Source organism: Paenibacillus sp. RC21, assembly GCF_044907935.1.
Lineage (GTDB): Bacteria > Bacillota > Bacilli > Paenibacillales > Paenibacillaceae > Paenibacillus > Paenibacillus terrae_A.
The window spans coordinates 24,112-49,925 of record NZ_JBIYCS010000006.1; the positions used below are offsets into that span (position 1 = coordinate 24,112).

21 protein-coding genes and 2 riboswitches are annotated in these 25,814 nt (G+C 46.4%); of the genes, 11 read left to right on the forward strand and 10 right to left on the reverse strand.

Annotated features, from left to right (window positions below):
* The first annotated feature begins 292 nt into the window (after positions 1-292).
* The 6 genes from ABIA61_RS19095 (at position 293) to ABIA61_RS19120 (ending at position 7,009) form a co-directional block, all read left to right on the forward strand.
* Positions 293-1,324: an ABC transporter ATP-binding protein gene (locus ABIA61_RS19095; RefSeq protein WP_404581126.1), complete on the forward strand. Its 1,032-nt coding sequence runs from the start codon at positions 293-295 to the stop codon at positions 1,322-1,324.
* Positions 1,302-2,228: an ABC transporter ATP-binding protein gene (locus ABIA61_RS19100; RefSeq protein ID WP_404581127.1), complete on the forward strand. Its 927-nt coding sequence runs from the start codon at positions 1,302-1,304 to the stop codon at positions 2,226-2,228. Before ABIA61_RS19095 ends, ABIA61_RS19100 begins: the two co-directional genes overlap by 23 nt.
* A 14-nt stretch (positions 2,229-2,242) precedes the next feature.
* A complete protein-coding gene (gene opp4B / locus ABIA61_RS19105; protein ID WP_044647740.1) occupies positions 2,243-3,211 on the forward strand; it encodes an oligopeptide ABC transporter permease in 969 nt (322 codons plus the stop codon).
* Positions 3,212-3,251: 40 nt separating this feature from the next.
* A complete protein-coding gene (locus tag ABIA61_RS19110; protein WP_192512264.1) occupies positions 3,252-4,151 on the forward strand; it encodes an ABC transporter permease in 900 nt (299 codons plus the stop codon).
* Between the two features lie 42 nt (positions 4,152-4,193).
* Complete coding sequence (opp4A, locus tag ABIA61_RS19115) at positions 4,194-6,014, forward strand: oligopeptide ABC transporter substrate-binding protein (protein WP_283654289.1); 1,821 nt, start codon at positions 4,194-4,196, stop codon at positions 6,012-6,014.
* Positions 6,015-6,115: 101 nt separating this feature from the next.
* Positions 6,116-7,009 (forward strand): LysR family transcriptional regulator, encoded by an 894-nt coding sequence (locus ABIA61_RS19120; protein ID WP_283656174.1) that lies wholly within the window; start codon positions 6,116-6,118, stop codon positions 7,007-7,009.
* Between the two features lie 21 nt (positions 7,010-7,030).
* Here the strand turns inward: ABIA61_RS19120 and ABIA61_RS19125 are convergent, their stop codons facing one another.
* The 4 genes from ABIA61_RS19125 to ABIA61_RS19140 form a co-directional block, all read right to left on the reverse strand.
* Positions 7,031-7,681, reverse strand: coding sequence for an amino acid ABC transporter permease (locus ABIA61_RS19125; protein WP_283654290.1), 651 nt, complete (start codon positions 7,679-7,681; stop codon positions 7,031-7,033).
* A 14-nt stretch (positions 7,682-7,695) separates the two neighbouring features.
* Positions 7,696-8,355 carry an amino acid ABC transporter permease gene (locus ABIA61_RS19130; RefSeq protein WP_283654291.1) on the reverse strand — a complete coding sequence of 220 codons (660 nt, stop codon included), beginning with the start codon at positions 8,353-8,355 and terminating at the stop codon, positions 7,696-7,698.
* An 18-nt stretch (positions 8,356-8,373) separates the two neighbouring features.
* A complete protein-coding gene (locus ABIA61_RS19135) occupies positions 8,374-9,204 on the reverse strand; it encodes a transporter substrate-binding domain-containing protein (RefSeq protein ID WP_283654292.1) in 831 nt (276 codons plus the stop codon).
* Between the two features lie 83 nt (positions 9,205-9,287).
* Positions 9,288-10,046 carry an amino acid ABC transporter ATP-binding protein gene (locus tag ABIA61_RS19140; RefSeq protein WP_044647746.1) on the reverse strand — a complete coding sequence of 253 codons (759 nt, stop codon included), beginning with the start codon at positions 10,044-10,046 and terminating at the stop codon, positions 9,288-9,290.
* A gap of 307 nt (positions 10,047-10,353) precedes the next feature.
* Between ABIA61_RS19140 and ABIA61_RS19145 the strand changes: the two genes are divergently transcribed.
* Complete coding sequence (locus ABIA61_RS19145; protein WP_283654294.1) at positions 10,354-10,809, forward strand: cupin domain-containing protein; 456 nt, start codon at positions 10,354-10,356, stop codon at positions 10,807-10,809.
* Between the two features lie 100 nt (positions 10,810-10,909).
* On the opposite strand, the gene ABIA61_RS19150 is transcribed toward ABIA61_RS19145, so the two are convergent.
* The 6 genes from ABIA61_RS19150 to ABIA61_RS19175 all read right to left on the reverse strand — a co-directional run bounded on the left by ABIA61_RS19150 (position 10,910) and on the right by ABIA61_RS19175 (position 22,158).
* Positions 10,910-11,617 carry a GGDEF domain-containing protein gene (locus tag ABIA61_RS19150; protein WP_283654295.1) on the reverse strand — a complete coding sequence of 236 codons (708 nt, stop codon included), beginning with the start codon at positions 11,615-11,617 and terminating at the stop codon, positions 10,910-10,912.
* Positions 11,618-11,710: 93 nt separating this feature from the next.
* Positions 11,711-15,301, reverse strand: a complete 3,591-nt coding sequence (locus ABIA61_RS19155) for a collagen binding domain-containing protein (RefSeq protein ID WP_404581128.1) — start codon at positions 15,299-15,301, stop codon at positions 11,711-11,713.
* A 214-nt stretch (positions 15,302-15,515) separates the two neighbouring features.
* A complete protein-coding gene (locus tag ABIA61_RS19160; protein ID WP_283654297.1) occupies positions 15,516-16,142 on the reverse strand; it encodes a class D sortase in 627 nt (208 codons plus the stop codon).
* Positions 16,143-16,246: 104 nt separating this feature from the next.
* A complete protein-coding gene (locus ABIA61_RS19165; RefSeq protein ID WP_404581129.1) occupies positions 16,247-19,933 on the reverse strand; it encodes a collagen binding domain-containing protein in 3,687 nt (1,228 codons plus the stop codon).
* Positions 19,934-20,146: 213 nt separating this feature from the next.
* A complete protein-coding gene (locus tag ABIA61_RS19170) occupies positions 20,147-20,914 on the reverse strand; it encodes a transglutaminase family protein (RefSeq protein WP_404529715.1) in 768 nt (255 codons plus the stop codon).
* 52 nt (positions 20,915-20,966) lie between these two features.
* Positions 20,967-21,048: riboswitch (cyclic di-GMP riboswitch) on the reverse strand.
* Between the two features lie 42 nt (positions 21,049-21,090).
* Positions 21,091-21,171, reverse strand: a riboswitch (cyclic di-GMP riboswitch).
* 99 nt (positions 21,172-21,270) lie between these two features.
* Positions 21,271-22,158 carry an AraC family transcriptional regulator gene (locus ABIA61_RS19175; RefSeq protein ID WP_283654300.1) on the reverse strand — a complete coding sequence of 296 codons (888 nt, stop codon included), beginning with the start codon at positions 22,156-22,158 and terminating at the stop codon, positions 21,271-21,273.
* Positions 22,159-22,880: 722 nt separating this feature from the next.
* Here ABIA61_RS19175 and ABIA61_RS19180 point away from each other — a divergent pair.
* The 4 genes from ABIA61_RS19180 to ABIA61_RS19195 all read left to right on the forward strand — a co-directional run bounded on the left by ABIA61_RS19180 (position 22,881) and on the right by ABIA61_RS19195 (position 25,802).
* Positions 22,881-24,137, forward strand: coding sequence for a DUF445 domain-containing protein (locus tag ABIA61_RS19180; protein WP_283654301.1), 1,257 nt, complete (start codon positions 22,881-22,883; stop codon positions 24,135-24,137).
* 41 nt (positions 24,138-24,178) lie between these two features.
* Entirely contained in the window at positions 24,179-24,586 is a 408-nt protein-coding gene (locus ABIA61_RS19185; RefSeq protein ID WP_283654302.1) for a TIGR02328 family protein, read from the forward strand.
* Entirely contained in the window at positions 24,570-25,130 is a 561-nt protein-coding gene (locus tag ABIA61_RS19190) for a hypothetical protein (RefSeq protein WP_404581130.1), read from the forward strand. Before ABIA61_RS19185 ends, ABIA61_RS19190 begins: the two co-directional genes overlap by 17 nt.
* Positions 25,131-25,553: 423 nt before the next feature.
* A complete protein-coding gene (locus ABIA61_RS19195; RefSeq protein ID WP_404581131.1) occupies positions 25,554-25,802 on the forward strand; it encodes a histidine kinase dimerization/phospho-acceptor domain-containing protein in 249 nt (82 codons plus the stop codon).
* The last annotated feature ends 12 nt before the right edge of the window (positions 25,803-25,814 follow it).

Here is a 25,814-nt window from a genome sequence, read left to right on the forward strand (position 1 = left end):
GCCAGTCGCTTGATCCCTTTAAGGGGGTCAGGCGGCTTTTTTTGCGCTGAAAATTAACCTGTGGTTGGTTATTTCATTACATTTTGTGCCAGAAAGGTCGCGCTGCTGCTGAATCATTGGTTTTTTAAATGATCATGATAGTCTAATCTTAATTGATATATCCATATACTGGTGATAGGATGAATTCAAATTATTCCGACTAAATCGGTATGTAATGTTGATGAGAGGTTTAACATCAAGCGTGGCGTGCATAAGCAGGACAAGGCCATGGAGAACGGAGGAAGCACACACATTGAGTATCGAGCCGGTGTTGGAGATCAAAGGGTTAACGGTATCTTTTCGCATTAAGGATCAATATTACCCCGCAGTTGACCATCTCGATCTGACGGTCAACCCCAATGAGGTGCTGGCTGTGGTCGGGGAATCCGGCTGCGGCAAAAGCGCGCTGGCGCTTTCGATAGCACAGCTGCATGATCTGGAGCGTACCCGCGTGGAGGGACAGATTCTTTTTAAAGGCACGGATCTGAATCGTCTCTCCACAGGGCAAATGAACAAAATCCGCGGAGCAGGCATCGGCATGATTTTTCAGGACCCGCTGACAGCACTGAATCCGCTAATGAGCATTGGTAAGCAAATTGAGGAAAACCTCAATTATCATACGACCCTCTCTACGAAGCAGAAAAAGGTGCGTGTGCTGGAATTACTGGAGAGTGTGGATATTCCGAATCCCGTACGTGTATACGACCAGTATCCGCATGAGCTGTCAGGGGGGATGCGGCAGCGTGTGATGATCGCCATTGCCATCGCTTGTCGTCCTGCCCTCATTATTGCAGACGAGCCGACTACAGCGCTCGATGTAACCATTCAATCTCAAATTCTCGACTTGCTCAAGCAGCTTCAACAGGAGACTGGAAGCGGCATTATCCTGATTACGCACGATCTTGGCGTTGTGGCAGAGGTGGCGGACCGCGTGGTGGTCATGTATGCCGGAGAAATCGTGGAAAGCGCCAATGTTTTTGAATTGTTCCGACAGCCCCAGCATCCGTATACGCGCTCTTTGCTCGCATCCATGCCGGGATCACATACCAAGGGAGAACCGTTGCACGTCATCGGAGGAATCGTCCCTTCCTTGCAGGATATTCCCCGCAATAGCTGCCGCTTTACTCCACGTATCCCCTGGATTCAGCATGAAACGCATGAGGATCATCCCCATTTAAGTGAGATTTCTCCCGGGCATTGGGTCCGCTGTACATGTTATCAGCATTTTCATTTTGAAGACGAGGCAAAGGGGGAAGCTGCTCATGGCACTGCTGGAGCTAAATGATCTGAGAGTCCATTATCCGGTGCGCGGTGGTTTCTTCCAGCGTGTGGTCGATCAGGTAAAAGCAGTGGATGGTGTGTCCATCAGCATTGAGGCGGGTCAGTCGTACGGGCTGGTTGGAGAATCCGGCTGCGGAAAAACGACTACAGGAAGGACGATCATCGGTCTAAATAAGCTGACGAGCGGGCAAGTTCTTTTTAACGGAGATGACCTAACGGCCTTAAGCCGTAACAACCTCCATCCGCTGCGGAGAGACATTCAGATGATCTTTCAGGACCCGTATTCCTCGCTCAATCCGCGTAAGCGTGTGCTGGATGTCATCGCCGAGCCGTTGCGGAATTTCGAAAAGCTGAGTAGTGAGGAGGAACGCCGAAAAGTTCAGACGCTGCTGGAAAAGGTCGGCTTGAACGCCGATGCGGCCTACAAATATCCGCATGAATTTTCCGGGGGACAGCGGCAGCGGATCGGCATTGCGCGTGCACTCACATTAAATCCAAAGCTGATCATTGCCGATGAGCCGGTATCAGCGCTGGATGTGTCCGTTCAGGCACAGGTGCTTAATTTTATGAAGGATGTGCAGCGGGAATTTAATTTGACGTATTTATTCATCAGCCACGACCTCGGTATTATCCGCCATATGTGCGACCAAATCGGGATTATGTACCAGGGGCGTCTGGTGGAACAGGGAAGCGAACAGGATATTTATGAGCATCCGCAGCATTTGTATACCCAGCGTCTTATTGCAACCATTCCGAATATAGATCCTGCCAAGCGGCTGGACAATGCTCAAAAAAGGCGAACGCTGTTGTCCTCCTACAAAACAGAGCTGCCCAAACATCTGGATGAGAACGGCAAGCCGTTTGCGCTAAAAGCGGTAAGCTCGTCCCATCAAGTCGCTTTACCATAAAGGGGGGACAAAATATGTGGAAATTTACACTGCGTCGGCTGCTGATCATGATCCCTCAGCTGCTTGCTTTGAGCATACTTATCTTTTTTCTGGCAAAGGCCATGCCGGGGGATGCCCTGACAGGACTCATAACCTCGACACCCAATCTGAATCCGGCGGCGCTGGAGGAGCAACGGCAAAGGCTGGGGCTGAATGATCCGGTGTGGGTACAATATGGCAACTGGCTTGCCCAATTGGCTCATGGGGATTTGGGAAAATCTTATGTACATAAAATCGGCGTCACCGATCTGATCGGTAGCCGTCTGGGAAACACGTTCTTTTTGGGCGTGGTGATCCTGATTTTGACGTATCTGATCGCGATTCCGCTTGGCGTACTCAGTGGACGTTATCAGCATAGCCCGCTGGACAAAACCGTGGTTGGCTATACCTATCTCAGCTTTGCGACCCCCTTATTCATACTCGCGTTGCTGCTGCTGTACGTGTTCGGCTTCAGGCTCGGCTGGTTTCCGACCAGCGGCAGTGTGGATGTGGGCGTGGAGCCGGGAACCTCGGCATATTACATCAACAAGGCTTACCATCTCATATTGCCAGCGGTTACAGGAGCATTGCTTAGTACAACAGCCACGATTCAGTATTTGCGTAATGAGGTCATCGACACACGGTTAAAGGATTTTGTGAAAACAGCGCGTTCCAAAGGGGTACCCGAGGGGAAAATCTATTCCCGTCATATTTTCAAAAATTCGCTGCTGCCGATTGCCGCCTTTTTGGGCTATGACCTGACGGGAGTGATTGCGGGCAACATTTTCCTTGAATCCATCTTTGGGTATCCGGGGCTGGGGCAGCTATTTCTCCAGTCTATCACCCAACGTGATTTTTCAGTCGTGACCGCGCTGGTGATGATTTCCGGCTTCCTGGCATTATTGGGGACCCTTTTGTCTGATGTCATCCTGAGCAAGGTCGATCCCCGCATTCGGATCGAATAACGAACAACTTCAGAAGGAAGGGGAGGGATGTAAGGTGTCCATACAGGTGGAGGAGGTTTTCACGCCGGAGATCATTCGTAAATCACCATCCAGCTGGTCTGTACTGCGCCGCGAGCTGGTGCGTGACAAAACGGCGCTGGTGTCCATCGCGTTTGTGGTTTTGTTTTTGATCTTTATTTATTCATCCGTTCTGTTTGTGAATCAGGATGTAGTTACGACGGTGGATTTGGGCGCGATCCGTGAAGCTCCAAGCTCGGCGCATTGGCTGGGCACGGACCGGGCGGGCAGAGATATTTTCGGTCAGCTGGTCATTGGGGCGCGTAATTCCTTCACGATTGGCTTCACGATTACGCTATTATCCGCTGCCATCGGCTTGACGCTGGGACTGCTGGCCGGTTTTTATGGCGGCTTGGTGGATAACATCATCATGCGGATCATTGATTTTATCCTGGTGCTTCCGTTTTTGATGCTGGTGATCGTATTCGTCAGTATTGTCCCCAAGAGCGGCATAGGATCTTTTATTTTCATCATGACCGCTTTTTTGTGGATTGGAAAAGCACGTCTGATTCGAGCCAAGGTACTGTCGGAGCGGGAGCTGGACTATGTGCAGGCCTCCAAAACGCTCGGCACACCCAATTGGAAAATTATCTGGTTTGGCGTACTGCCCAATCTCAGCTCGGTCGTGATCGTCAATCTGACGCTCAGCCTCGCGGGAAATATCGGGATTGAAACTGGACTTTCCTATCTCGGCTTTGGGTTGCCAGAATCCACGCCAAGCTTGGGTACGCTGGTGAGCTACGCCAATGACCCGGATGTATTACAGAATAGCTGGTGGATGTGGTTGCCTGCATCTTTACTTATTTTGGTGCTAATGCTGGCGATCAACTTTATCGGCCAGGCGCTCAAACGCGCCACGGATGCCAGACAACGATTGGGTTAATCGAAGTTCCATAATAAGGACAATGACAAGGAGGGGCTTACAATGGTTAAACGCTGGAAAAAAGGAATTCTGCCTGTTCTATCTGCAATTTTGGTGCTTTCTCTGGCCGCATGCAGCGGCGCGCCTTCCGCTTCAAATGGAGGAAAATCGTCTGATGGTACAGGCGGCTCAGGATCAGACAGCAAGCAGGTGAATGCGACAGCGCTGGCGAAGGCGGTCAAGAATGATAAGGCACCGATTAAGGGCGGTGTCATCAATTATGCACTTGTGTCCGATACCCCTTTTGAAGGAATTTTGAACCCTGTATTTTATGATGGAAACCCGGATTTTGAAGTCTTCCAATTTTTCTACCCTTCTATGTTTTCGATTGATTCCAATCTGAATATTGACGATAAAGGAGCGGCGACGATTTCCTTTTCCGCAGACAATAAGGCGGTGACTGTCAAAATTGATCCCAAGCTGAACTGGACAGATGGTAATCCCGTAACGGCGGAGGACTATGCCTTTTCCTATGAAGTCATCGGTCACAAGGACTACGAGGGTCCGCGTTACGATAGCTTTATGACGAATATTGTGGGTATGGAGGAATATCACGCGGGCAAGGCCAAAACGATTTCCGGCATCAAGGTGTTGAATGAGAAAGAGGTTACCATTCAGTTCAAGGAGCCTAATCCATCGGTGAAATCGGGACTCTGGTCTACGCCACTGGAGAAAAAGGTGTTTCAGAACATTCCCGTGAAGGATATGGCTGGATCTGATCCTGTCCGTAAAAATCCGATTGGCTATGGGCCGTTCAAAATTAAATCTATGGTCACAGGTGAATCTGTGGAATTTGTCAAAAACAAGGATTATTTTCACGGTGAGCCCAAGCTGGATGGCCTTCATTTGAAGGTTGTGAACCCGAATGTCATTACAGAAGCGCTGAAAAGCGGAGAAATTGACTGGGCCAGCTATCCAACCACCCGTTACGATGAAGCCAGCAATCCGAAAAATGTACAGTTTCTCGGTCAGGAGGAATTGTCTTATAGCTATGTAGGCTTTAAACTGGGCAAATTCGATCAGGCCAAGAGTCTAAATATTATGGACCCGAACGCCAAGCTGGCGAACAAGTCATTGCGTCAGGCGCTCGGCTATGCGCTGAATAATGAGCAGGTCGGCAAGCAGCTCTATCACGGGCTTCGGGTTCCGGCAACGTCCCTGATTCCGCCTGCCTTTAAGGGATATCATGACACGAACGCGAAGGGCATCACATATGACCCGGACAAAGCGAAAAAGCTGCTGGACGAGGCAGGATATGTGGATACCAATGGAGATGGCTACCGTGAGGACCCTAAGGGTAAGGAGCTGGTGCTCCATTATGCAGCGATGAGCGGGGATGCGACAGCCGAATCACTGGCGAAGTTCTATTTGCAAAACTGGAAGGATGTCGGGCTTCATGTGGAGCTGGTGGACGGTCGTCTACTGGAGTTCAATTCTTTCTATGATCGTGTGCAAAAGGATGATCCCGGCATCGATATTTTTGGCGGCGCATGGGGAACAGGTTCAGATGTAGATCCTGGTGGGCTGTATGGACGGGGAGCCAGCTTTAACTATTCGCGCTTTACGAGTGAAGAAAATGATAAGCTGTTGAAGGAAGGCGTGTCGGTCAAAGCCTTTGACGACAACTATCGTAAAGATATATATAATCAGTGGCAGGCGTATATGAGTGAGGAAGCTCCAATCGTACCGACGTTATTCCGCTATTCGCTGGAGGCTCTGAATAACCGGGTAGCCAATTACGACATTACCCGTGGCAAGGAGTATGGTGCAGACACGTTTGCCAATATTACGTTGACGGCGGAAAAAGCAGAAGTAGCACAATAATCTAAAAAGAAGCGCGAACCGGAGTGATCCGATCTCGTGCTTCTTTTAGCCTTTTAATGTAACCATCTGCGGAATTTCGAAGGGAGAGAAATAAGACGGAAATACGCCAGCTTCAATACTTCATAGCCGTATGTGAGGAACTGCATTTTACGAAAGCTTCTGAAAAGATCGGAATCTCCCAGCCTACGCTCAGTTTGCAAATTAAGGCGTTGGAGGAAGAACTGGGGATGACCCTCTTTAATCGTGCAGGCAAAAAGATCAAAATGACAGAGGCTGGAAAACTGTTGCTACAGCACAGCGCTCATGCGCTCAAGGATCTACAGCAGGCGAAAGCTTCCATTGAGGAGCTTCGCACCGAGCAACGGGGAAGCTTACGGATCGGTATCGCGTTGCCGGAGCTGGAGGAACCATTGCAAGAGATGTTTATGGATTTTCATCGTTTGTTTCCTAAAATCAGTCTGCACATCCACCCATCCTTTGAATTGCTGGAGCAGGTGCTGGATAACCGGATGGACCTTGGCATTACGCTGCACTCAGGTATGGATGAAAGGCTCGTCCAGCTACCGCTTCGGACGGAGAGCTACTGTCTTATTGTCCCGGCAGGACATGCGTTTGCCAACCGTTCTTCGATTGCACTGGACGAATTGAGGCACATGCCTTGGGCTATGCAGCCAGGGGATCATCCGGGTAGAAGGCACATTGAAAAATGCTTCTGTGATCGAGGGTATCCCTTTACCACTGCGATGGAGACCCATTCCATTCCTGCGATCCTGCGCTGGGTACAGGAGGGACTCGCAGTGACTATCCAGACCAAATCCCTCGCAGCATCCCTGGACCGTTCATCCCTTTGTGCAGTACCTATTTCACGGGGAGTACCCGAGGTTCGGCTGGAGCTGATTCATCGGTCAGACCGTTACAAGGGAGAAGCAATCAAGAGGCTGATTGAAAAAATACATGCTGTGCTGACAGAACGTTCAGGCTGGCGGCAGCCCTGATCAAGCTATGTGTAATGAATGCTAATGAGTACGCACCTCCAGCCTGCGTGCAAGCAGCGACATGCTGTAATTGACAGCGAAGTACAGGAAAGCGGCGAACAGCAGAGCAGGAATGACGAAGGACTGATTTTGACCGCCGACAATCTGAATGTTATGTGTCAGCTCCGGCAGACTGATAATGACCGCGAGAGAAGTATCCTTGAGCAGGGAAATGAACTGGCTGACGATGGGCGGCACCATACGGCGGAGCGCTTGCGGCAAAATGATATGCCATAACGTTCTGGAATAGCTCAGCCCGGAGGACCGTGCGGCTTCAATCTGTCCTTTATGAACGGAGTTCAAACCGCTACGGACAATCTCGGCGATCATGGCACCCTCGAAGATCGACAGGCCCGTAATGGCTGCCCATTTAAGTGAAATGGAAAGACCAATGGACGGTAAGACCATACCGATGAAGAAGATAATGAGCAATAACGGAAGATTGCGAATCAGATCGATTAAAAAGGCCGCTACTTGTGAAATGACAGGTAAGCGCGTATAGCGCAGGATACCGAACACGATACCGAGCACGAAGCTGAACATGATGGAATAAACGGAGACCTCCAGCGTCAGCAGGAAGCCCTCCAGTATAAAACGCACATTAGGCCATGCAAACATACCACTGAAATCCATACGGGCTTCCCTCCTTAGGATGTTTTGGACAGGCGACGCTCCATATACAGGACAAGAAAGCTAAGTGGAACCGTCAAGGTAAGGTATAGCAACGCTGTGATGGCATAGACGGTGATGGGCATAAAGGTATCCGAGTTAATCAGATCCGAATAATACATCAGGTCCAGTCCGGCTACTATAGCTAGTACGGAAGAGTTTTTGACCAGATTGATGAACTGGTTGCCAATCGCAGGCAGTACAATTTTAATCGCTTGTGGCAAAATAATACTGATCATCGTCTGGTTGTAGCTCAGCCCGGAGGAGCGTGCGGCTTCGAATTGCCCCTTCGGTACGGACTGGATACCGGCACGTATCGCTTCTGCAATAAAGGAGGCTGTGTACACGGTCAAGCCAAGCGTTCCAGACACAAACCCGTCCAAGGGAACGCCCAAAGTGGGAAGTCCCAGATAAAAGAACAATACAACGATCAGTAACGGGATATTACGAATGACCTCTACATAGACAGTCCCAATCCAGTTAAGCCATTTAAAGGGCGCAATTCGGAGGATAGCGATGATCGCGCCCAGAATAAAGCTTCCGATCAAGGCAATGACACTGGCTTGAACGGTATGAAGCAAGCCTTCTATGAAGCGGTCGCTATGGTCGAAAAGTACGTTGATATCAAAAGTAAGCATCTGCGGATGACACCCCCATTATTCGGGTTTAACCCCAAGCCATTGCTCGTGGAGCTTATCGTATTCACCGTTGCTTTTCAGTTCCTTGAGCGTATCGTTAATGGCTTGCAGCAATTCCGTTTGTCCCTTCTTCACCGCAATGCCGTAAGGTTCCTCAGTGAAGTTCCCGCCTACAAGAGTGTAATTCGGGTCTTGTTGTTGCATGCCGAGCAGAATAGAGTTATCGGTGGTCAACGCCTGCCCTTGACCTGCCTTGAGTGCGTTGAATGCATCCTGGTAGTTTTCGAACTCCAGTATAGTCGCTTTGGGTGCTTTTTCGCGTATATTTTTGGCGGAGGTGGAGCCTTTAACTGCGAGTACCTTGGTAGCCGGGGTCAGGGACTCCAGACCGGTAATCGGGCTTCCTTTTTTCACGAGCAGGGATTGCCCGGCGTTAAAGTAGACATCGCTGAAATCAACCTGCTTTTTACGTTCGTCCGAAATGGTCATGGTTGCGATAATGGCGTCGATGTCCCCGTTTTGCAGCAAGGTGATTCGTGTTTTGGATGTGACTTCCTTCAATTCAAGCTTGGTTTCGTCTCCAAAAATATGTTTGGCTACCGCCTTGGCAATGTCGATATCAAAGCCTTCTACTTCCCCGCTAGCCGGGTCTTTCAGACCGAACAGCTTGGTGTCGTATTTCACCCCAACAACCAGCTTGCCACGTTGCTTGATGGCTTCCAGCCCGTTGGCTGCCGCCGCCTCATTCCCCGACGTTGCCGTTCCTTGCTTGCCTCCACAGCCAGCCAAAACGAGTAGACAGGACAGCGTAAGCAGCATAAGGGCACTCCATGAATATCTTTTTCTCATTTGAACAATCCCCTTTCGATTTACATTCTGAATTTACACTCCAGAGGAGTTTGCAAAAATCCTGACTCCATTTAAAGGTCTGCTTAATGATGAATCAGACGGCTCAGGAACAGGCGTGCCCGCTCTTCACCCGGATTCTGAAAAAACTCGGCAGGCTGACTGTCTTCTAAAATCTGTCCTTTGTCCATGAAAATGACGCGATCCGCTACTTCACGGGCAAAGCCCATTTCATGAGTCACAATGACCATAGTGATGCCCTGATGGGCGAGCGAACGCATAACATCCAGTACCTCCCCAATGGTTTCGGGATCAAGAGCGGAGGTAGGCTCGTCAAACAGCATGATCTTTGGATTCATCGCGAGGCCACGGGCGATAGCAACCCGTTGCTGCTGTCCCCCGGACAATTGGGCGGGGTAGCTCTGTGCTTTTTCCTCGATTCCAACACGCTTCAAATAGGTGATGGCTGTTTGGGTAGCCTCTTTCTTTGAGATGCCCAGCACCTTCATGGGTGCGAGTACAATGTTCTCGATTACCTTTTTATGGGGATACAAATTGAAATGCTGGAATACCATACCGATATTGCGCCGGAAGGCGTTAATATCAATCTTTTTGTCATGTACAGGTATTTCGTTGACGATCAGTTCCCCGTCCGATATGGTTTCCAAACGGTTGATGCAGCGTAGCAGGGTGCTTTTACCCGAGCCGGAGGGTCCGATGATCACGACGACCTCGCCCTCCTTAATCTGAAGATTGATGTCTTTAAGTACATGGAAGTGACCAAAATGCTTGTTGACGTTGCGAAACTGGATCAGAAGGCTCACCCCTTTCAGGCTTGGATACATAGCTTGGTAGATTGGCTGGCATGATCAAGCTCTATCAAAATTTCAAAATTTTCTCTCATGATACTATAAGCTTACAATAAAAAACAAGATTTTATGTCATAAAACTTCACGTAAAATATATTTTTATGTAATTATTCATGAGTGAACCGGAATTTTCACATGTAAACGAGCATGAATGCATAAATTAATGTTATTTTATTTGACATAAAATAATCTCCTTCGACATTCCAAGGGAGAAACGTGACAAAAGCAACGCTATGTTTTACAGTAGGGGAGAAGGAATTTAGGGTAAAGGAAGGTTAGTACAATGACGAAAGCTATTTCACCGCTGGTAACCGCATTGGGCATGGAGCCCCATCCGGAAGGCGGCTGGTACAAAGAAATGTGGAAGTCCCATTTTCAAATTCCGAAGCCTGTACTGCCGGATGTGTATTCCGGTCCGCGCTTTGCAGCTTCATCGACGTATTTTTTGCTGCATCCGGGCGAGTTCTCCGAGTGGCATGTCGTGCATTCGGATGAGCTGTGGCTGTATCATAGCGGAAGCCCTGTGGAGTTGAAATTGGGTGGAAGCGGAGAACAACCTGGTGAAGAAACGGTGATTATTGTCGGTGCCGATGTGGAGGCAGGACAGCATCCACAAGCGCTGGTGCCGGGCACAGTATGGCAAACGGCGCGTCCGCTTGGGGATGAGCCTGTGCTGGTAACCTGTGTCGTTGCTCCGGGATTCCACTTTGACGATTTCAAGCTGATTGCAAAGGTGTAAAACTGAATAAGGAAGTTTTTATTGGCGGGTGTGTTCCTTAAATCAACAGGAATGACCCGCCTGATTTATATTCTCAGCCGGGTTTGGATAGTTTCCTGGCTTATAGAGGTGCAGGTTGTTTTTTGACATGGACATTATGGCGCTTTCGAATGTCTTTTGCGAGGTTTTTGATCCGTGTAGTGTTGTATGAGCTGCTCTGTTTCCGGCTAATCTTGGAATACACGGCATAACGATTTCTTCCCATTCGTTTGGCATGGTACATGGCGATATCCGCCTCTTTGAGCAATGTCTGCAGATTGTCCTTCTGGGATGGATTCAAGCTAATACCAATACTTCCTGTGACAGATAGTCTGTGTCCATGAATGCTGTAGGCGCTGCTGATTTTTCTTAGGAGGAGTTGCGCCAAAATTTTTACCTGGTCGGAATCAAAATTTTTTATAATGAGTAAAAATTCATCCCCTCCAATTCGAAAAGCCTTTTGGTTCGCATTCATGACTTGTAGCAGATGAAGGCTAACTTCATGTAACAACATATCGCCAACCTTGTGTCCATAAGCATCATTAATGGCTTTGAAGCCGTCCAGGTCAATGTATAAAATAGCAGTGCTTTCTTTGCCTTTATGTTGCTGCCAAAAGTGGTTGAGCGCATTCCGATTGAACAAACCTGTTACAGGGTCTTGGTAAGCAAGTTTCCTTAGCATAGTTCTTTCCACAAATACAGACCTTAAAAAAATCCCAAGGCATGTCCATACGATCAGGTTTAAGATCAATAAACATAAGAGCATGTAGGAGTTTTGAGCTAAATTCAAGTTCATGTCACCACTCATATCATTGATAGTTGTTCCCCTTCCTCGTTTTGTGTAAGCCGAGAAAGGGGATTATTTGATTATTTGATTATTTGATTATTTAATTCTTTTATTTTTATGCATCCGTCTGTATTTCAAATAGGCACCCAGAAGAATGAAAGACATTCCGCTCAAATAGAAGGGAGCAGGACTGTTTTCTCCTGTCTGCGGTAATTTATTTACCTGCGGAGTACGACCTGGATCACTTGGGTCCTCGGGGTCCTCAACAGGGAACTTGATGCCTCCTTTGGGTATGGGTTCATCTTCAATCTCTACAGGTGGAGACGATTTCTGAGGAGGATCAATTTCTGGCGATTCCGGCAGCGCATCGGGTTCTGCAGGAGGCTGCACAATCTCTGGAACACCCAATGGCACATCTTCATCTTCAACGATCTGTGGCTCATTGGTTACTGGCTTAACGGGTACATTCGGCGTTTCTGTGGGTTCAGGATCTTTATCGTGCTTTTTACCTGAACCCGGATTCGTAGGCGTTCCTGGATTCGTAGGCGTTTCCGGATCAGTAGGTTTACCCGGATCGACAGGGGTCTCTTTTTCATTAGTTACCACAATCTGCTTAATACCTGAGCTTTCTTTAACCGTGGCGTCTATTTTGACCGCTGTCTTCGAGGCTGTTATTTTATAGCCTGCTGGAGCCGCAAGTTCCTCCAGAATATATTCATCATACAGCAATGAATTGAACAAAATTTTCCCGTCTGCATTGGTAGTTTGAATGAGCGGGGCTCTTTTTTGGTTCTTATCATAGAGTGCAAAGCGTGCTCCAGGCAACACCTTGTCAGGATGATCCTGGTCAACCTTGGTCACTTCCAGGCTTCCTGTTATGCCTCCCCCTGAACCTGAACCGGAGGATGTCCGCACGATGATTTCTTTACTGGTTTCTCTCAGCTCCGTAGTTAAGCGGTCGCCTTCAAAATAGACGTTGTTACTCACTTTCGCTTTATCATCCGCTTGAATAAAAGATTGATATTCCAAAATATAGCCGGATGAAATGGCCTGTGTGAAGCCAAGCTCAAAGGATTGCTGACCTTGATCGTTTGTCGTAATTTTCAGCTTATAATCCTGATCTTTGACTAATTCAGTGTCTTTGGCAGCTTCTCCGTTGGCTGATACTTTGGTGGAATACAAATGAAAGGAATCTTCAATCAGGATTTGATTGCTGCTGGGTGTATCCACGATTTTGGCGTTGGAGACATAAGATTGCCCTTCATTGATCCGGATCTGCCAGTCAATCTTATTACCATTCTGGCTACCGGCTTTTGTAACGTATTCTCCCCCATGAGGCACAGTTACTTTGGCTGCCCACTCAGTCATCATGTTTTTTCCATCCATCAGCAGAGCCTTATTGTTGATTTCTTTATCAATAAGCTCTCCCTCTAATGTGGTCTGGAAAGTGATCCAGTAGGGAGTGTTGATCTGTTCATTAAAACGGATACGCAGCTCATTGCCGTTATCAGCGGTGGGAAGAACAAGGGTGTATTGGTCTGCCGACAGTTCAGCTCCCTTTTCCACACCATTCCACCATCCAAGCAGTGTCATGTCATACACTTTGGCAGAGCCGGGAACCAGCTTCTGACCTTGCTGTAGCGTATCCTTTATTTCAGCCTGATTCAGGGTTTTACGGTTATAGTTCGTCAAGATGTCCCATGTGATGTGCTTGGAGGTAGCGTTATAGCTTCCTTGCTTGGCACCGTTCTGCTGTGTCAGATTGTCAGGCCATAGCCGGGCTTCGGCTTCAGCAGAGTAGGGCGTTCCATTTTGCACCCATGAGATGGAAGCTTTATTCCAGAACTCCGGCTTGCTCGTATCCTTTTTCCATTCATTGTTAAATGTTGTTGAATAGCTGATGGTATACGCGTCCTGGATCGTTTTATGGAAACGTATCGTGAATCCTTGCTTATAGTCTTGCGATAAAGGAATCAGTTCATAATCTGCTGGTGATGTTAGCGTTGATTTTCCGTCCGCGCTTTGGATCTTTAATGTATCTGGTAAGAGAGCCAGACCGCCATTCGGAAACGTATCGTTGATCACAACCTGATTCATCGTGTATTTATCCGTATTGATGGCAATAACCCAGGGAATCGTTTTTGTGTTGTAGTTCGGTTCCTTGAAGCCTTTGACAATGACCCCGCTTTTTAGCTCAGTGGTGGTATCTTTGGTTACTCCATCAGACGTTACGGTATTCGTTATCCGTTCATTTTTAAGTACACGATCTACCGCCTTGGTTTGATAACGGATCGTGTATGCTTCCTCCACATCGGAGTTGAAGCGTAAATCGAAGCCGTTGGCCGTTTCATTGCTAACCAGTGAGACGGTATATTCGGAGGAAGAAAGTTCCTCAGAAGTAGCTCCTTTGTACACTTTAAGTGAACCGGCCACGAGCTGCTGGCTTTTGTTGAAACGGTCAGCTAACACAGCTTTCCCGGCGGGAATTTTCTTTTCGCCAAAATTATACTTGATCGCCCAGGATACCGTTTGAGTAACCGGGTCGTATTGCTCCATTTTTTTGGACAAAAATTCGCCGCGTTGAACGGTTACTGTAGCTGTTGCAGAAGCGTCTTTCGTATTGCTGCCTGAAAAAGTGGCTGTGTTGGAAAAACGGGATTCTTCGCTGGTGATGTTAGTGGAGTATTGGATTCGGTATGCGCTGCGGATGTTTTCATCTTTAAAACGGATGATGAAGCCGGTACCAGCCGAATCGGCTTCCAGCGTATACTTATCCTTATCCACCGGATCACGCAGCAAGGTTGAACCATCCACGTTGATTTGTAAATGGTATAACCGGATAGAATCCCTCACCAGCTCCAATCCTTGGGGAGTCGGGTCGGTGACTACAGCATGTTGAACCGTATCCAATTGTTTATTTACGTCAATCGTCCAATCAATCTGATGGGTTCCATTGGCTTTCCCTTGCTTATCCAGGGAAGAGCCTGCCGCAGGCTTGATATTTACGACTGCTGTTTGTACGCCACCCTTGATCGGGATGGCGATAATGACCTCTGTACTGCCTTTTTCTATTTGCTTGCTGAACTCGGTCTTAACCTCCAGTTTTCCGCTGACATTGGAATGGCTCTCCACGTAATCGTTAAAAGTCATGACCACTTTGCCTTGGCGGTCTACCGTGAAATGGCCAACATTTCCATCTGTCGTAACCAAAGGAGAGGAGATATCTGTGTAGATTTCAAATTGCTCGGGCAATTGAAAAGTAAAAGTGTCTCCGGCTTTGTACGTATTGTTGGGAAGCTCCCAGTCATAAATGAGATGGACTGCATCGTCAATGTCCAAGCGGCTATCGGGATTGTATACCGCATCAATCACTTGACCAGTCGCATCGGTCAGGGTAAGTTTCGTTAAAATACTTGCTTGAGCAGCTTCTTCAGAATTCGTGGTGGCCGCTGCCTGAACAACAGGAGCTGGTAGGGAAGGAGGCTTCTGCTGTTCTGGTTCTATGACTGGTTCTGTTTCGGGTACTACGATATCATATACATCATTTGTAACGGTTTGCCCTGCCTCGGTTCCGGCAATCTCCGGCTGATCCGGGGCAGGGATTTGAGCATAAGCTTGGGTGATACCAAAAAAGCTTTGTAAAATGAGTAATAATGCAATAATCATTACATTCCATTTTTTTCTCATACTCTATTTAAGTCTCCTTTCTAAAGATTACTGTATAAAGATTACTGTATATTGTATTCATGTTCGGGCGTTTATAGCATCCCTCCTTCTTTCCCGGAAGTAATATATTCAACGGACTAAGAGTCTGTCCAATGAAATAGAGATACCCCCTACGCTGCAAATTAAGTAAATCTGAGTAGCAAAGGGTGTTCGGATATGGCGAACAGATCCAGCTTTAGGTGCTTTGTCGGGCCTGAACAATGAGGCGATGTGTCGGATTTACAAGAGGGTCACATGTAATTAATGTGAGCAGCTTTTGATTTTCAAAGCTTTTCAGAACGGAGACGTCTGTAGGAGCGACAATCGAAATTTTATAGACTGTATAACTATATTGTTCACCCTTGGTATTAATCATGATTTTATCTCCAATCTTTACCTCGTTCAGCCGATTAAATAAACGTCCTGCTGTACGCGCACGGTGGGCTGCTATGGCGGCGTTTCCTGTCTGACCCAGAGCTGCCGTTTCCGACATATGTACAGATGCGTGCTTCATATTATCCCGAGTTGCACCCTCCAGCACAGGAAGCTTCAAATCAATGCGATTAATGCTAATGGTGGCAATGGGGAGTTGCTTAGGACCTGTTTCATTTGCGGGTACCGAAGGACCTCGTGTGGTTTCGATGCTCGTGTTTTCTGCAAGCTTGCTGGACAAGCGCTTATAGCCGTCGATAATGCTAGGGTTCAGTACTTCTGCCTCTTTCAAAAGCTCGCTCTGCTTCCGATCTTCGTTCCATTCATTGGCTTTAGGAAACAAAATAATGAGTATTCCCAAGGCGATGAACAAGTATGATAGCTTACGCAATCTAAAAAACCTCCCTAACTTATGTAAGGTGTATCACATACTGATTTTAAAAATCCTCCCTTTCCCATATAGTGTAGTCTGAGAAAGGGAGGGTATGATTATTTTTATTTTTTGCCCATCCGTCTATATTTCAGATACGCGCCACAAATGATCATAGCTAGACCTGTTAAATAGAAGGGAGCAGGGCTGTTTTCTCCTGTTTGTGGCAATTTATTTGCCAATGGTGAAACATTCGGATCTTTCGGTACATCAGCAGGAACTTTGATTCCACCACGAGGCAGAGAGTCGTCATCACTTTCCACGGGAGGATTAGGTTCCTTATTAGGTTTAATGATTGGTAATTTCGGTTTTGCTTTCGGTGCAGGTGTAGATTCAGGCACAATGCCACCCGTTGGCAGGCCCCCATCATCATCCGTCTGTTTTTTGTCAGGTGTAGATTCAGGCACGATGCTATCTAATACCGGGTTCACATCATCCACAGTTACTGGGCTCTCACCATCCACAGTCTGTTCTTTATTGTCCACTAAAGGAACGGATATAGACGGCGTAGTTGTTGTTTCAGGCTCCTTGTCGCGTTTTTTGCCTGATCCTGAGCCGGTAGACGTACCTGGATTAGTAGGCGTACCAGGCGTACCCGGGCTGGTAGGTGTACCAGGCGTACCTGGATTGGTAGGTGTACCAGGTGTACCCGGATTGGTAGGTGTACCTGGATCTGTGTTGTTTTCTTTTTGGTTGGTTACCACAACCTTCTTTATGCCCGCGCTTTGTTTGATCGTATCGTCTATTTTGATTTCAAGCTTACTATCCATTATTTTATAGCCTTGGGGAGCTACAAGCTCTTCCAAGATGTAATCATCATGGAGCAATGCAGAAAACACAATTTTCCCTTCCGCATTGGTAGTTTGAATGATTGGGGCTCTTTTCTCCGCTTTATCATAGAGCGCGAATTTTGCTCCGGGCAGTACCTTATCAGGCTCATCTTGATCAACCTTTGTAATTTCGAGGCTTTCTTTAATACCGCTGCCTGAACTGGAGCCGGAAGAAGTCCGCACAATAATTTCTTGATTCGTCTCCTTCTGTTCTGTCGTTAAGCGATCCCCTTCAAAGGTTACTTTGTTGCTCACCTTTTCTTTGTCAGCTGCATCAATGAACGCTTGATATTCCAGGATAAAGGCGGAGGAGATCTCCTTCGTGAAAGCAAGCTCAAAAGTTTCCTGACCTTGAGCATCTGGCTTGAAAATGAGCTTGTAATCACGATCCCTGGTTAGTTCTGTACTCTTGGTAACCTTCCCGTTTTCAGACACCACAGTTGAATACAGATGAAAGGAATTCTCGATCAGAATCTGATTGCTGCTGGGATGATCCACAATTTTGGCATTTGTTACTTGAGACTGTCCTTCGTTTATACGGATTTGCCAGTTAATTTTATTCCCGTTCTGGCTGCCGCTTTTAGAAACATATTCTCCACCGTGAGGTAAGGTTACTTGGGCTGACCATTCTGAGATTATATTTTCTCCATCCAGAAAAAGGGCCTTATTGCGGATTTCTTTTTCAATAAGTTCTCCTTCCAGCGTGGTTTGGAACGTAATCCAATATGGGGTTTGAATCTGATTTTTAAATTGGATACGCAACGTGTTGCCATTTTGTTCGGATGGAAGAATAAGTGTGTACTGGTCTGCTGGTAATTCGGAGCCCTTTTCCACGCCGTTCCTCGATCCATTCAGTGTCATGTCGTACACTTTAACGGAGTTTGGCAGTAGCTTCTGACCTTGCAGCAATGGATCTTTTATTTCCGGTTGTTTCAGGGTCTTACGGTTATAGTTGGCCTTAATGTCCCATGTGATGTGCTTGGAGCTGGCATTGTAGCTTCCTTGCTTGGCTCCATTTTGTTGTGTCATGATATCCGGAAAGAGCCGCGCGTCTGCTTCTGCAGATTTTGAATCTCCGTCCTGCTGCCATTCAATGACGGATTTATTCCAGAACTCTGGCTTCGTCGTATCTTTCTTCCAGTCATTATTGAATGTGGTTGAATATTTGATCGTATAAGTATCTTGAATTGGTGCATGGAAAATGATATTAAACCCTTGTTTATAATCCTGTGATAACGGAATAAGCTCATAATCTGCAGGGGCTTGAAGTTCCGTTTTTCCGTCAGCGGATTGGATTTTCAAAGTGTTCGGCAACAAGGCCAGGCCATCGTTGGGAAATACATCCTTGATGACGATATCGTTCATAGTATATTGATCTTCATTGATGGTAATAACCCAAGGTATGAATTTTGCGTTGTAGTTTGGCTCCTTGGATTCTTTAATAATAATTCCACTTTTAAGTTGTGCGGTGGCATCCTTAGAGACTCCACCTGAAGTCACACGGTTCGTTACCTTATCATCTTGATATACACGTTCTTTGGCTTTCGTTTGATAACGAATGGTATAGGCAGTATCCACATCGGAGTTGAATTGGAGATCAAAGCCGTTGCTGTCCAAATCATTCGTAACCGGGGAGACGGTATATTCTGAGGATGGAAGCACCTCTTGAGTGTCGTCTTTGTATATTTCAAGTGAATCGGGAAGCCATACCTGACTGTTGTTGAACCGATCACTTAACAAGGCTTTGTCGGCAGGTATTTTCTTTTCGCTGAAGTTGTACTTGATCACCCAAGATACCGTTTGTGTAACAGGGTCGTAACTTTCCACCTTCTTGGACAAAAATTCTCCGCGATCAACCTGCACGGTAGCGTTAGCAGAGACACCATTCATAGAGTCTCCCGAAAAAGTAGCTGTGTTGGAGAAACGGGTTTCGTCACTTGTAATATCTGTGGAATACTGAATCTGATAGGCTTGGCTAATGCTCTCGTCTTTAAAACGAATAACAAAGCCCGTACCGGCTTGATCTGGTTCGAGCGTATACTTGTCCCCACTGATTGGGTCCTTAACTACCGTCGAGCCGTCAATATTGACTTGCAGATTATACAGTTGGAAGGAGTCTCGCAACAGCTCCAGCCCTTGAGGAGTCGGGTCTGTTACGATCGCATTCTTTACGGTGTCCAATTGTGTATTCACATTAATGGTCCAGTCAATCTTGTTTTTGCCGTTAGCTTTTCCTTGTTTACTTATTGGGGGACCGGACACGGGTTTGATGTTGACGATGGATGTTTGAACCCCGATCTTAATTGGAGTCGCAATAATGACTTCTGTGCTGCCTTTTGCAACTTCCTTACTGAACTCGGTTTTTACTTGCAGTTTTCCGCTTACGTTGGAATGATTCTCTACGTAATCGTTAAAGGTCATAATGACTTTCCCTTGGCGATCTACCGTAAAAGTACCAACCTCTCCATCTGTTGAAATCAACGGAGACGAGATATCTGTGTAAATTTCAAATTGTTCCGGTAAGTTAAAGGTGAAGGTATCGCCTTCTTTATACTGATTGTCCGGAATCTCCCATTCATAGCTCAGCTGGACTGCTGCGCCAATGTCCACACGTACGCCAGGATTATCCACAGCATCAATGATACGGCCGGTTTCATCCGTCAAGATCAGCTTGGTTAAAATATTGTCTGCTTGAACTGAGCTGGCTGCTGCCTGAATCATGGGAGCTATGCTGGGAGGTGCCTCTAATGGTTCAGGGTTCGGAATACCGTATACATCTTCCATAACTGTATTCGCAGTATCGCTTACAGCGCTTTCTGGTACAGCCGCGGTCGAAGTGTCTGCGTAAGCCAGCGCTGCACTAAAAAAGCTTTGGAAAATAAGCAATAGCACAATGATCGTTACATTTATTTTTGTTCTCATACTCTTAAGTAAGTCTCCTATTCATCATAATATTATGGAAAGTACCCGGGCGGATTTGGTTCCCCCCTCTTTCTTGTCCCGGAAATAGTATATTCAACATCTTAGTTTTTAAATGACTGACTAGATATACAATACCTTCCTTATCTCAACAATTTCTCAACAAGAATAGAAAAAAGCCCTGATCGCAGTGATCAGGGCTTTCTACAAAAAAAATTAATATTGTTTTGTTTTTGTATATTTGGAGGGTTCTTTGGCCATTGCAAACTTCTGTTTTCCGCTTTTTAGAGCGGCATCTACTGTAGTGTCAATGATAACCCATTGATTGTTGATATTGACTTCATTCCAGGCGTGGTAAGTTTTCACATAGGAGGATTCACCCATAACCAGCTTCGTTGGAACATCCACACTTCGAAGCATGGCGGCGAACAGTGAAGCGTATCCATAGCAAATGTCTTTTTGCGAAACTATTGTACGATCAATTTGTGGAAGGTAGTCTGTTGATAGGTTGAAAGGCTGGTTGGAATCGTATTTAATATGACTAATGACATACTCGTAAATACGTTTCACCTTTTCATCATCTGTCGTTGCACCCTTGGTTAATTCCTTGGCTTTCCGAATCGCCTGATTCGTATCGCTCCAGTCAATATTTTGAATAGAATTGAGGTATATGGTTTTACTGTCATTCAAATTTAACTGGACCGTTTCTTCACCTATCACTTTATACTGATTGCCAGTTAGCTGTTCCAATAAACGAATGTTATAATTGCCATTGCCCATTTGAAGAGCGAATGCTTCCTCAGATTTGCTCGAATTCAGATAATAAGAGTATTTCTCCGCATCCTTGGTAATTACGATCTTGGTTTTGACATTGGACTTGACAGGATAACGTATACTAACAATACCGTGGTTTACGTTGTTTTGATTCAGCCATGCCTGACTTTCGGCAGCAAACGCTGTCGTATGTAGGGGGATGGATAACAAAAAAACTAAAATTATTAAAAAAAATGACATTTTCCTCATAGAAAAACTTCCTTTCGGCGGCCAGGCTACCATCTTAAAAAGAAGGCCCTATAGCTTTGCGTCCCTGCCTTTCGACAGGTTTGCTATTATCGTATAAAGTTTTTCAGGAAAAAAAGACACGACAAAAAGCCTCTCCAACCGGTAGCTGGCTGCCATCTTAAAAAGAAGGCCCTGTAGCTTTGCGTCCCTGCCTTTCGACAGGTTTGCCATTTATCCTGAACAGTCTATATCTATCATTCTATCAGTTGGGCTTCTGATTAGGCAAGCACAATCTTAGATTTTCTCTGTTTTTCGACAAAGTCATCTGATAGATGAGTTTATAGTTTGGTTCGATTCCCCCATTTTTTGCGGAAGGAATGTGGGGTTTCTCCGACATGTTCCTTGAACAGGTTGATAAAATGGCTGGTGTTGGGAATACCTACAAACCGTGCGATATCCACAATGGATTCGTCACTGGTTTTAAGCCAGCCTTGAGCCGCTGTGATGCGGACATTAATGAGATAATCGATAGGAGAAAATCCGATCTGTTTCTTGAAGTTTTTAGCGAGATTGAATTTGTTTAACTCAAACATGTCTGCCAGCGAATCCAGCGTAATTCGTTCACTGTAGGATCGATCCAAATATTGCTGAACCTTGCGTATCTCGGTGATCGTATCCTGGTTTACATACGGATGATCATAGGGGTGCTGCAAAATATACGTCAGCAACTCACCAATGAGTCTGGATGTAAGCAGCTCAGCAGAAAGAGTTCTGTCAGATTGTACGCATAACAGGGAATGCAGCTTGTCCAATATGGTGCATGGATCGTTGAGTGATATTACAGGCTTGTTGTGCTTGGCAAATTGTTCGTAGAAATTGTCGATCAGATTGCCGTACACATTTACACTGATAAACTCCCATGCTTCATGACCAGCGGTGCTGTACTGTACGAATTCCTCACAATTAACGAAAAACATATCATGAGGCTTCAATATGTATTTTTTCTCCCGGTACAGTAATTCCCCTTGTCCTGATAACGTAAAAACGAGCAGAAACGAGGTGAGTTCCTTCCGTTCCATGGCATAAACAGATGTTTTTTTGAAATAGCCTATTTCCTGTATATAAAAAAGGGATCGCTTGGCAAAAGCGGAGGGAGTACATGCAATGACGACTGGATCGCTGCTCCAAGGGGTCCCGTTTCCGTTGTTTTTTTGGTCTGTTGTCATGTCCAATTCCTTTACAAAAGAGCAAATTTATCAAGCTAATCACTGTTTGTTTAACAAATAAAATGGTGGTTTACACATGATTTCCTATTAATACGATTTATTTTATCACATCACATAAATGCATGTAGCGAATAATATTTTGAATTATTTTCCATTCGAATTCAGGTGTACTAATATGGTGAAAACAGCCTCGTTTCCTCCATATTTTTAACTCATTCATCCATATGAAAAAGTTAAATCATGTTGAAAAAATTCGGAGATGCCATGGGTTCAATTCAATTCTGGAATAAAATCCAGGACAGGATGCTAAAGGTATTCTATGCCCATTCCACCTTCCAACGCACATATCCTTTCGTTTTGAAAAAAATGGGTCTTTGTTCTATCGAAATAGTTCATTAGGCTTATCGTGAAGAAAATTAGATTGGGTCCAATGTTGTGATTTTGTTCACAAATATGTAGGTGCACGAGGGAGATATATGAACTCTTTTTATGCTGATTAGTGTACTGTAAATATATGCAAATCATATGATAAATAACAGCATAAAAGTACAAAATTACACAAAGAGTGTATTCACTTATTTGCGTGATTTTCTGCTCCGGTGTGTTCTAATATAATAGGAAATAGAGTGCCGTTAGCTTTGGAATTCATACAGGCAATGATATGATGGGTAATACAGATATAGGGCTTCACTTACTCGACAGTCAGTTTGGAGGATTATAGGATGGGAAAACCAAAAAATACGAAAACAGCAGCGGCTTGGTCGCTCGTTATTCTGGGAGCGGGCTTTGCAGCTATGTTGCCTTTTCAGCAATATGGCTGGGCTCGGTTGTTAGCAGGTGCTTTCGAGGCAGGACTTGTCGGAGGACTGGCAGACTGGTTCGCCGTCACCGCATTGTTCCGTCACCCGCTGGGCATTCCGATTCCACACACGGCGCTTCTTCCCAAGAATAGGGACAAGCTAACGAGTACCTTGGTGAGTACGGTGGAAAATAACTTGCTTAACAAAGACAGTATCGCATCTAAAATTGCCGATATCCGGCTGGCCGATTTGATGCTGGATGGTGTGGAAAAGGGCTTGCGCACGCCGGAAGCGGCCGCATCCATAGATGTTCTCGCCAAACGACTGGTCCGGTCGCTTCCGCTTGCGGAGCTGGCCCCGGTAATTGCGGCCGAGATCAAGCGGCAGGTGACAGACTTCGACGCTGGACCGCTGCTGGAGGCGTTTGCCCGTCAAACCAGTGAGAAGGGCTATGACCGCCGCGCGCTGGATTACTCGCTGGAGCAGGCTGAATCCTGGCTTTTGAAGCCGGAAACGGGCTACACGCTGGGTACCTTGGGAATGCAGGCTATTAGCGGTTTGCAAGTGAGCGGGCTGATGCAATTCGCCCTGAATGCGTTCCTTGGCTATCTGAACGAAGAGCGCATGGGTGAAATGATTCGCCATTTCCTGCTGGATCAGGTTGCGGAGCTGCAAAGGGAAGAACATCCACGCCGTCAGGCCGTGCTGGATGGTCTGAAAACACAGTTGACCCGTCTGGCGACGAAAGATACGGTTCAGGAAGGATTGAACAGCTGGAAAAACAACCTCGTGGGTACCTGGGAAGGCGATGCGTCGGTGCTTCATAAGATGGAAGAGCTGCGCGTACGTTTATTGGGCTATATGGAAGATAGCAGCTATGTGCCGACCTATATTTTGCCGCTACTGGATCGGATGCTGGCTGATTTGAGAGGGAATACCGAGCTGCTGGACAAGATCAATTCTAGAATTGTGGCAGGCATTACCGGGCTGGTGGAAGCCAACCACAGTCGGATTGGTAATCTGGTACGCGAAAATGTAGATAAAATGGATAACGATTCCCTGATTGCTCTGATGGAGGACAAGCTGGGGCAGGACTTGCAGTGGATACGTATTAACGGCGCGGTTACGGGCTTCCTGATCGGTATTGTCCTGACAGGTGCCCGTATGCTGATCGGTTGATTCATTAGAGAAGAAAATGCTACAGATAAGGTTGTGGAAGCATGAGACTTTGGCACGAAGAGTTGATCGACAAGCTGCCGCGGCCGCAACTGCTGGGGCAACACCGCGAGTGCTGTGCACTGCGTGGGAACGGGTGGGAAAAGCGACATGCTACGGTTAATTATGTGTTCGACTATCACCCGATGCTGCTCGTCCGCTACCATAAGCTCATCATGGACGAAATGAAAAGTCGCGGTTACAACGTTGATCCGCTATGGGAGCAGCCGTTGTATCGCGGCAAGCAGTGCGAACCGTGGGCGACAGGGCTTGGCGAGGAACTGGAAGCTGTCGGCGCGTATGCGGAGCATGACGATGCTTATATGCAGGAATGCCTGGATAATCTGGCCTCCAAGGGTATTCTGATCGTGGAGCACGGTACAGGAAATTTAAGAAATGGATCGAATGTATAAAAACATGATGACTAAACGAAAAATATTCCTGATTACGTTGTTATTTGTGCTTGTGATCACTGGTTTCCGTATGCTGTGGTTTCATTATTATCAAGGACAGGAGTATCCTGAGGCCAAAAAAGGAGTATTGGACTTGCGGGGCTGGGATTTGCAGGGCCGTGAGACTATTCCGTTAAAGGGAGAATGGGGATTTTATGCAGGAAATCTATCAAAACCGGATCTTTTAAAATCCTTACCAGCGAAGGAGCAGCAGTGGATTCGTGTTCCAGGAAAATGGAATGCTGATTTGCATTCACCTGATTCTACTGCATATGGCTTCGGGAGCTATCGTCTGTTAATCCTGGTTGATCCCCAAAAAGCACCACTGTACGGGCTTCGAATTCCGTCGATTTACACCGCATCCAACCTGTTTGTAAACGGGCGGTTAATAAATAGCGAGGGCCAGGTGGCTGATCATCCTGAACAGCATACAGGAAGTTTCTCTCCGTATTCTGCTGCTCCATGGAATGTATGCGGGTGCCATCTTTTTTATGGCGTCTCGTAAAAAGCTGCTATTCTATTTTTTATTTTTCAGGTATCGTGGTGTGTACCGTTTTAACCATCATGATGAACGATGACAAGCTGTTACTGAGCGTGTTTCGCTTTCACTTAAAATACATTTGCTTTCCTATATGGGCAGCCATATATGCATACTCAGGGTTGTGCAGTTACTATTGGGCAGGTCCAGAATTGTTCAGACTGTTTTCGTGGGACAGTGTCTTTTTGCCATCCTGATTTTATTTATACCTTCACAGGAAATCCGTTCTTATCTAATGTTGATAATGGTGTTTCAGGGAAGTACGTTTGGTGTCATCATTCCCTTGTTTGCCTTTCTTAAGATATTCAGAGGTCAAAAAGACGCCATATTTCTATTGCTAGCTACCATAAGCGCCGGGTCCAGCATATTGTGGGGCGTTTTCAAAATGATATGGTGGAATTATCTTCCATACTACCCTTGGGATGTCGTGCTGTCCTTCCTGGGCTTCGCCTCATACTGGTTCAACACTTCTTCCAAACGAACACCGAACTGAGAAGTTTGTCGGACAGATTGCAGCGAGCTGATCAGGTTAAGAATGATTTTCTGGCGAATACCTCACATGAATTGCGAAATCCTCTGCACGGAATGATCAATATAGCGCAGTCTGTGCTGGATAAATCAGACCCATACCCTGGATGAACGGAACAGGAG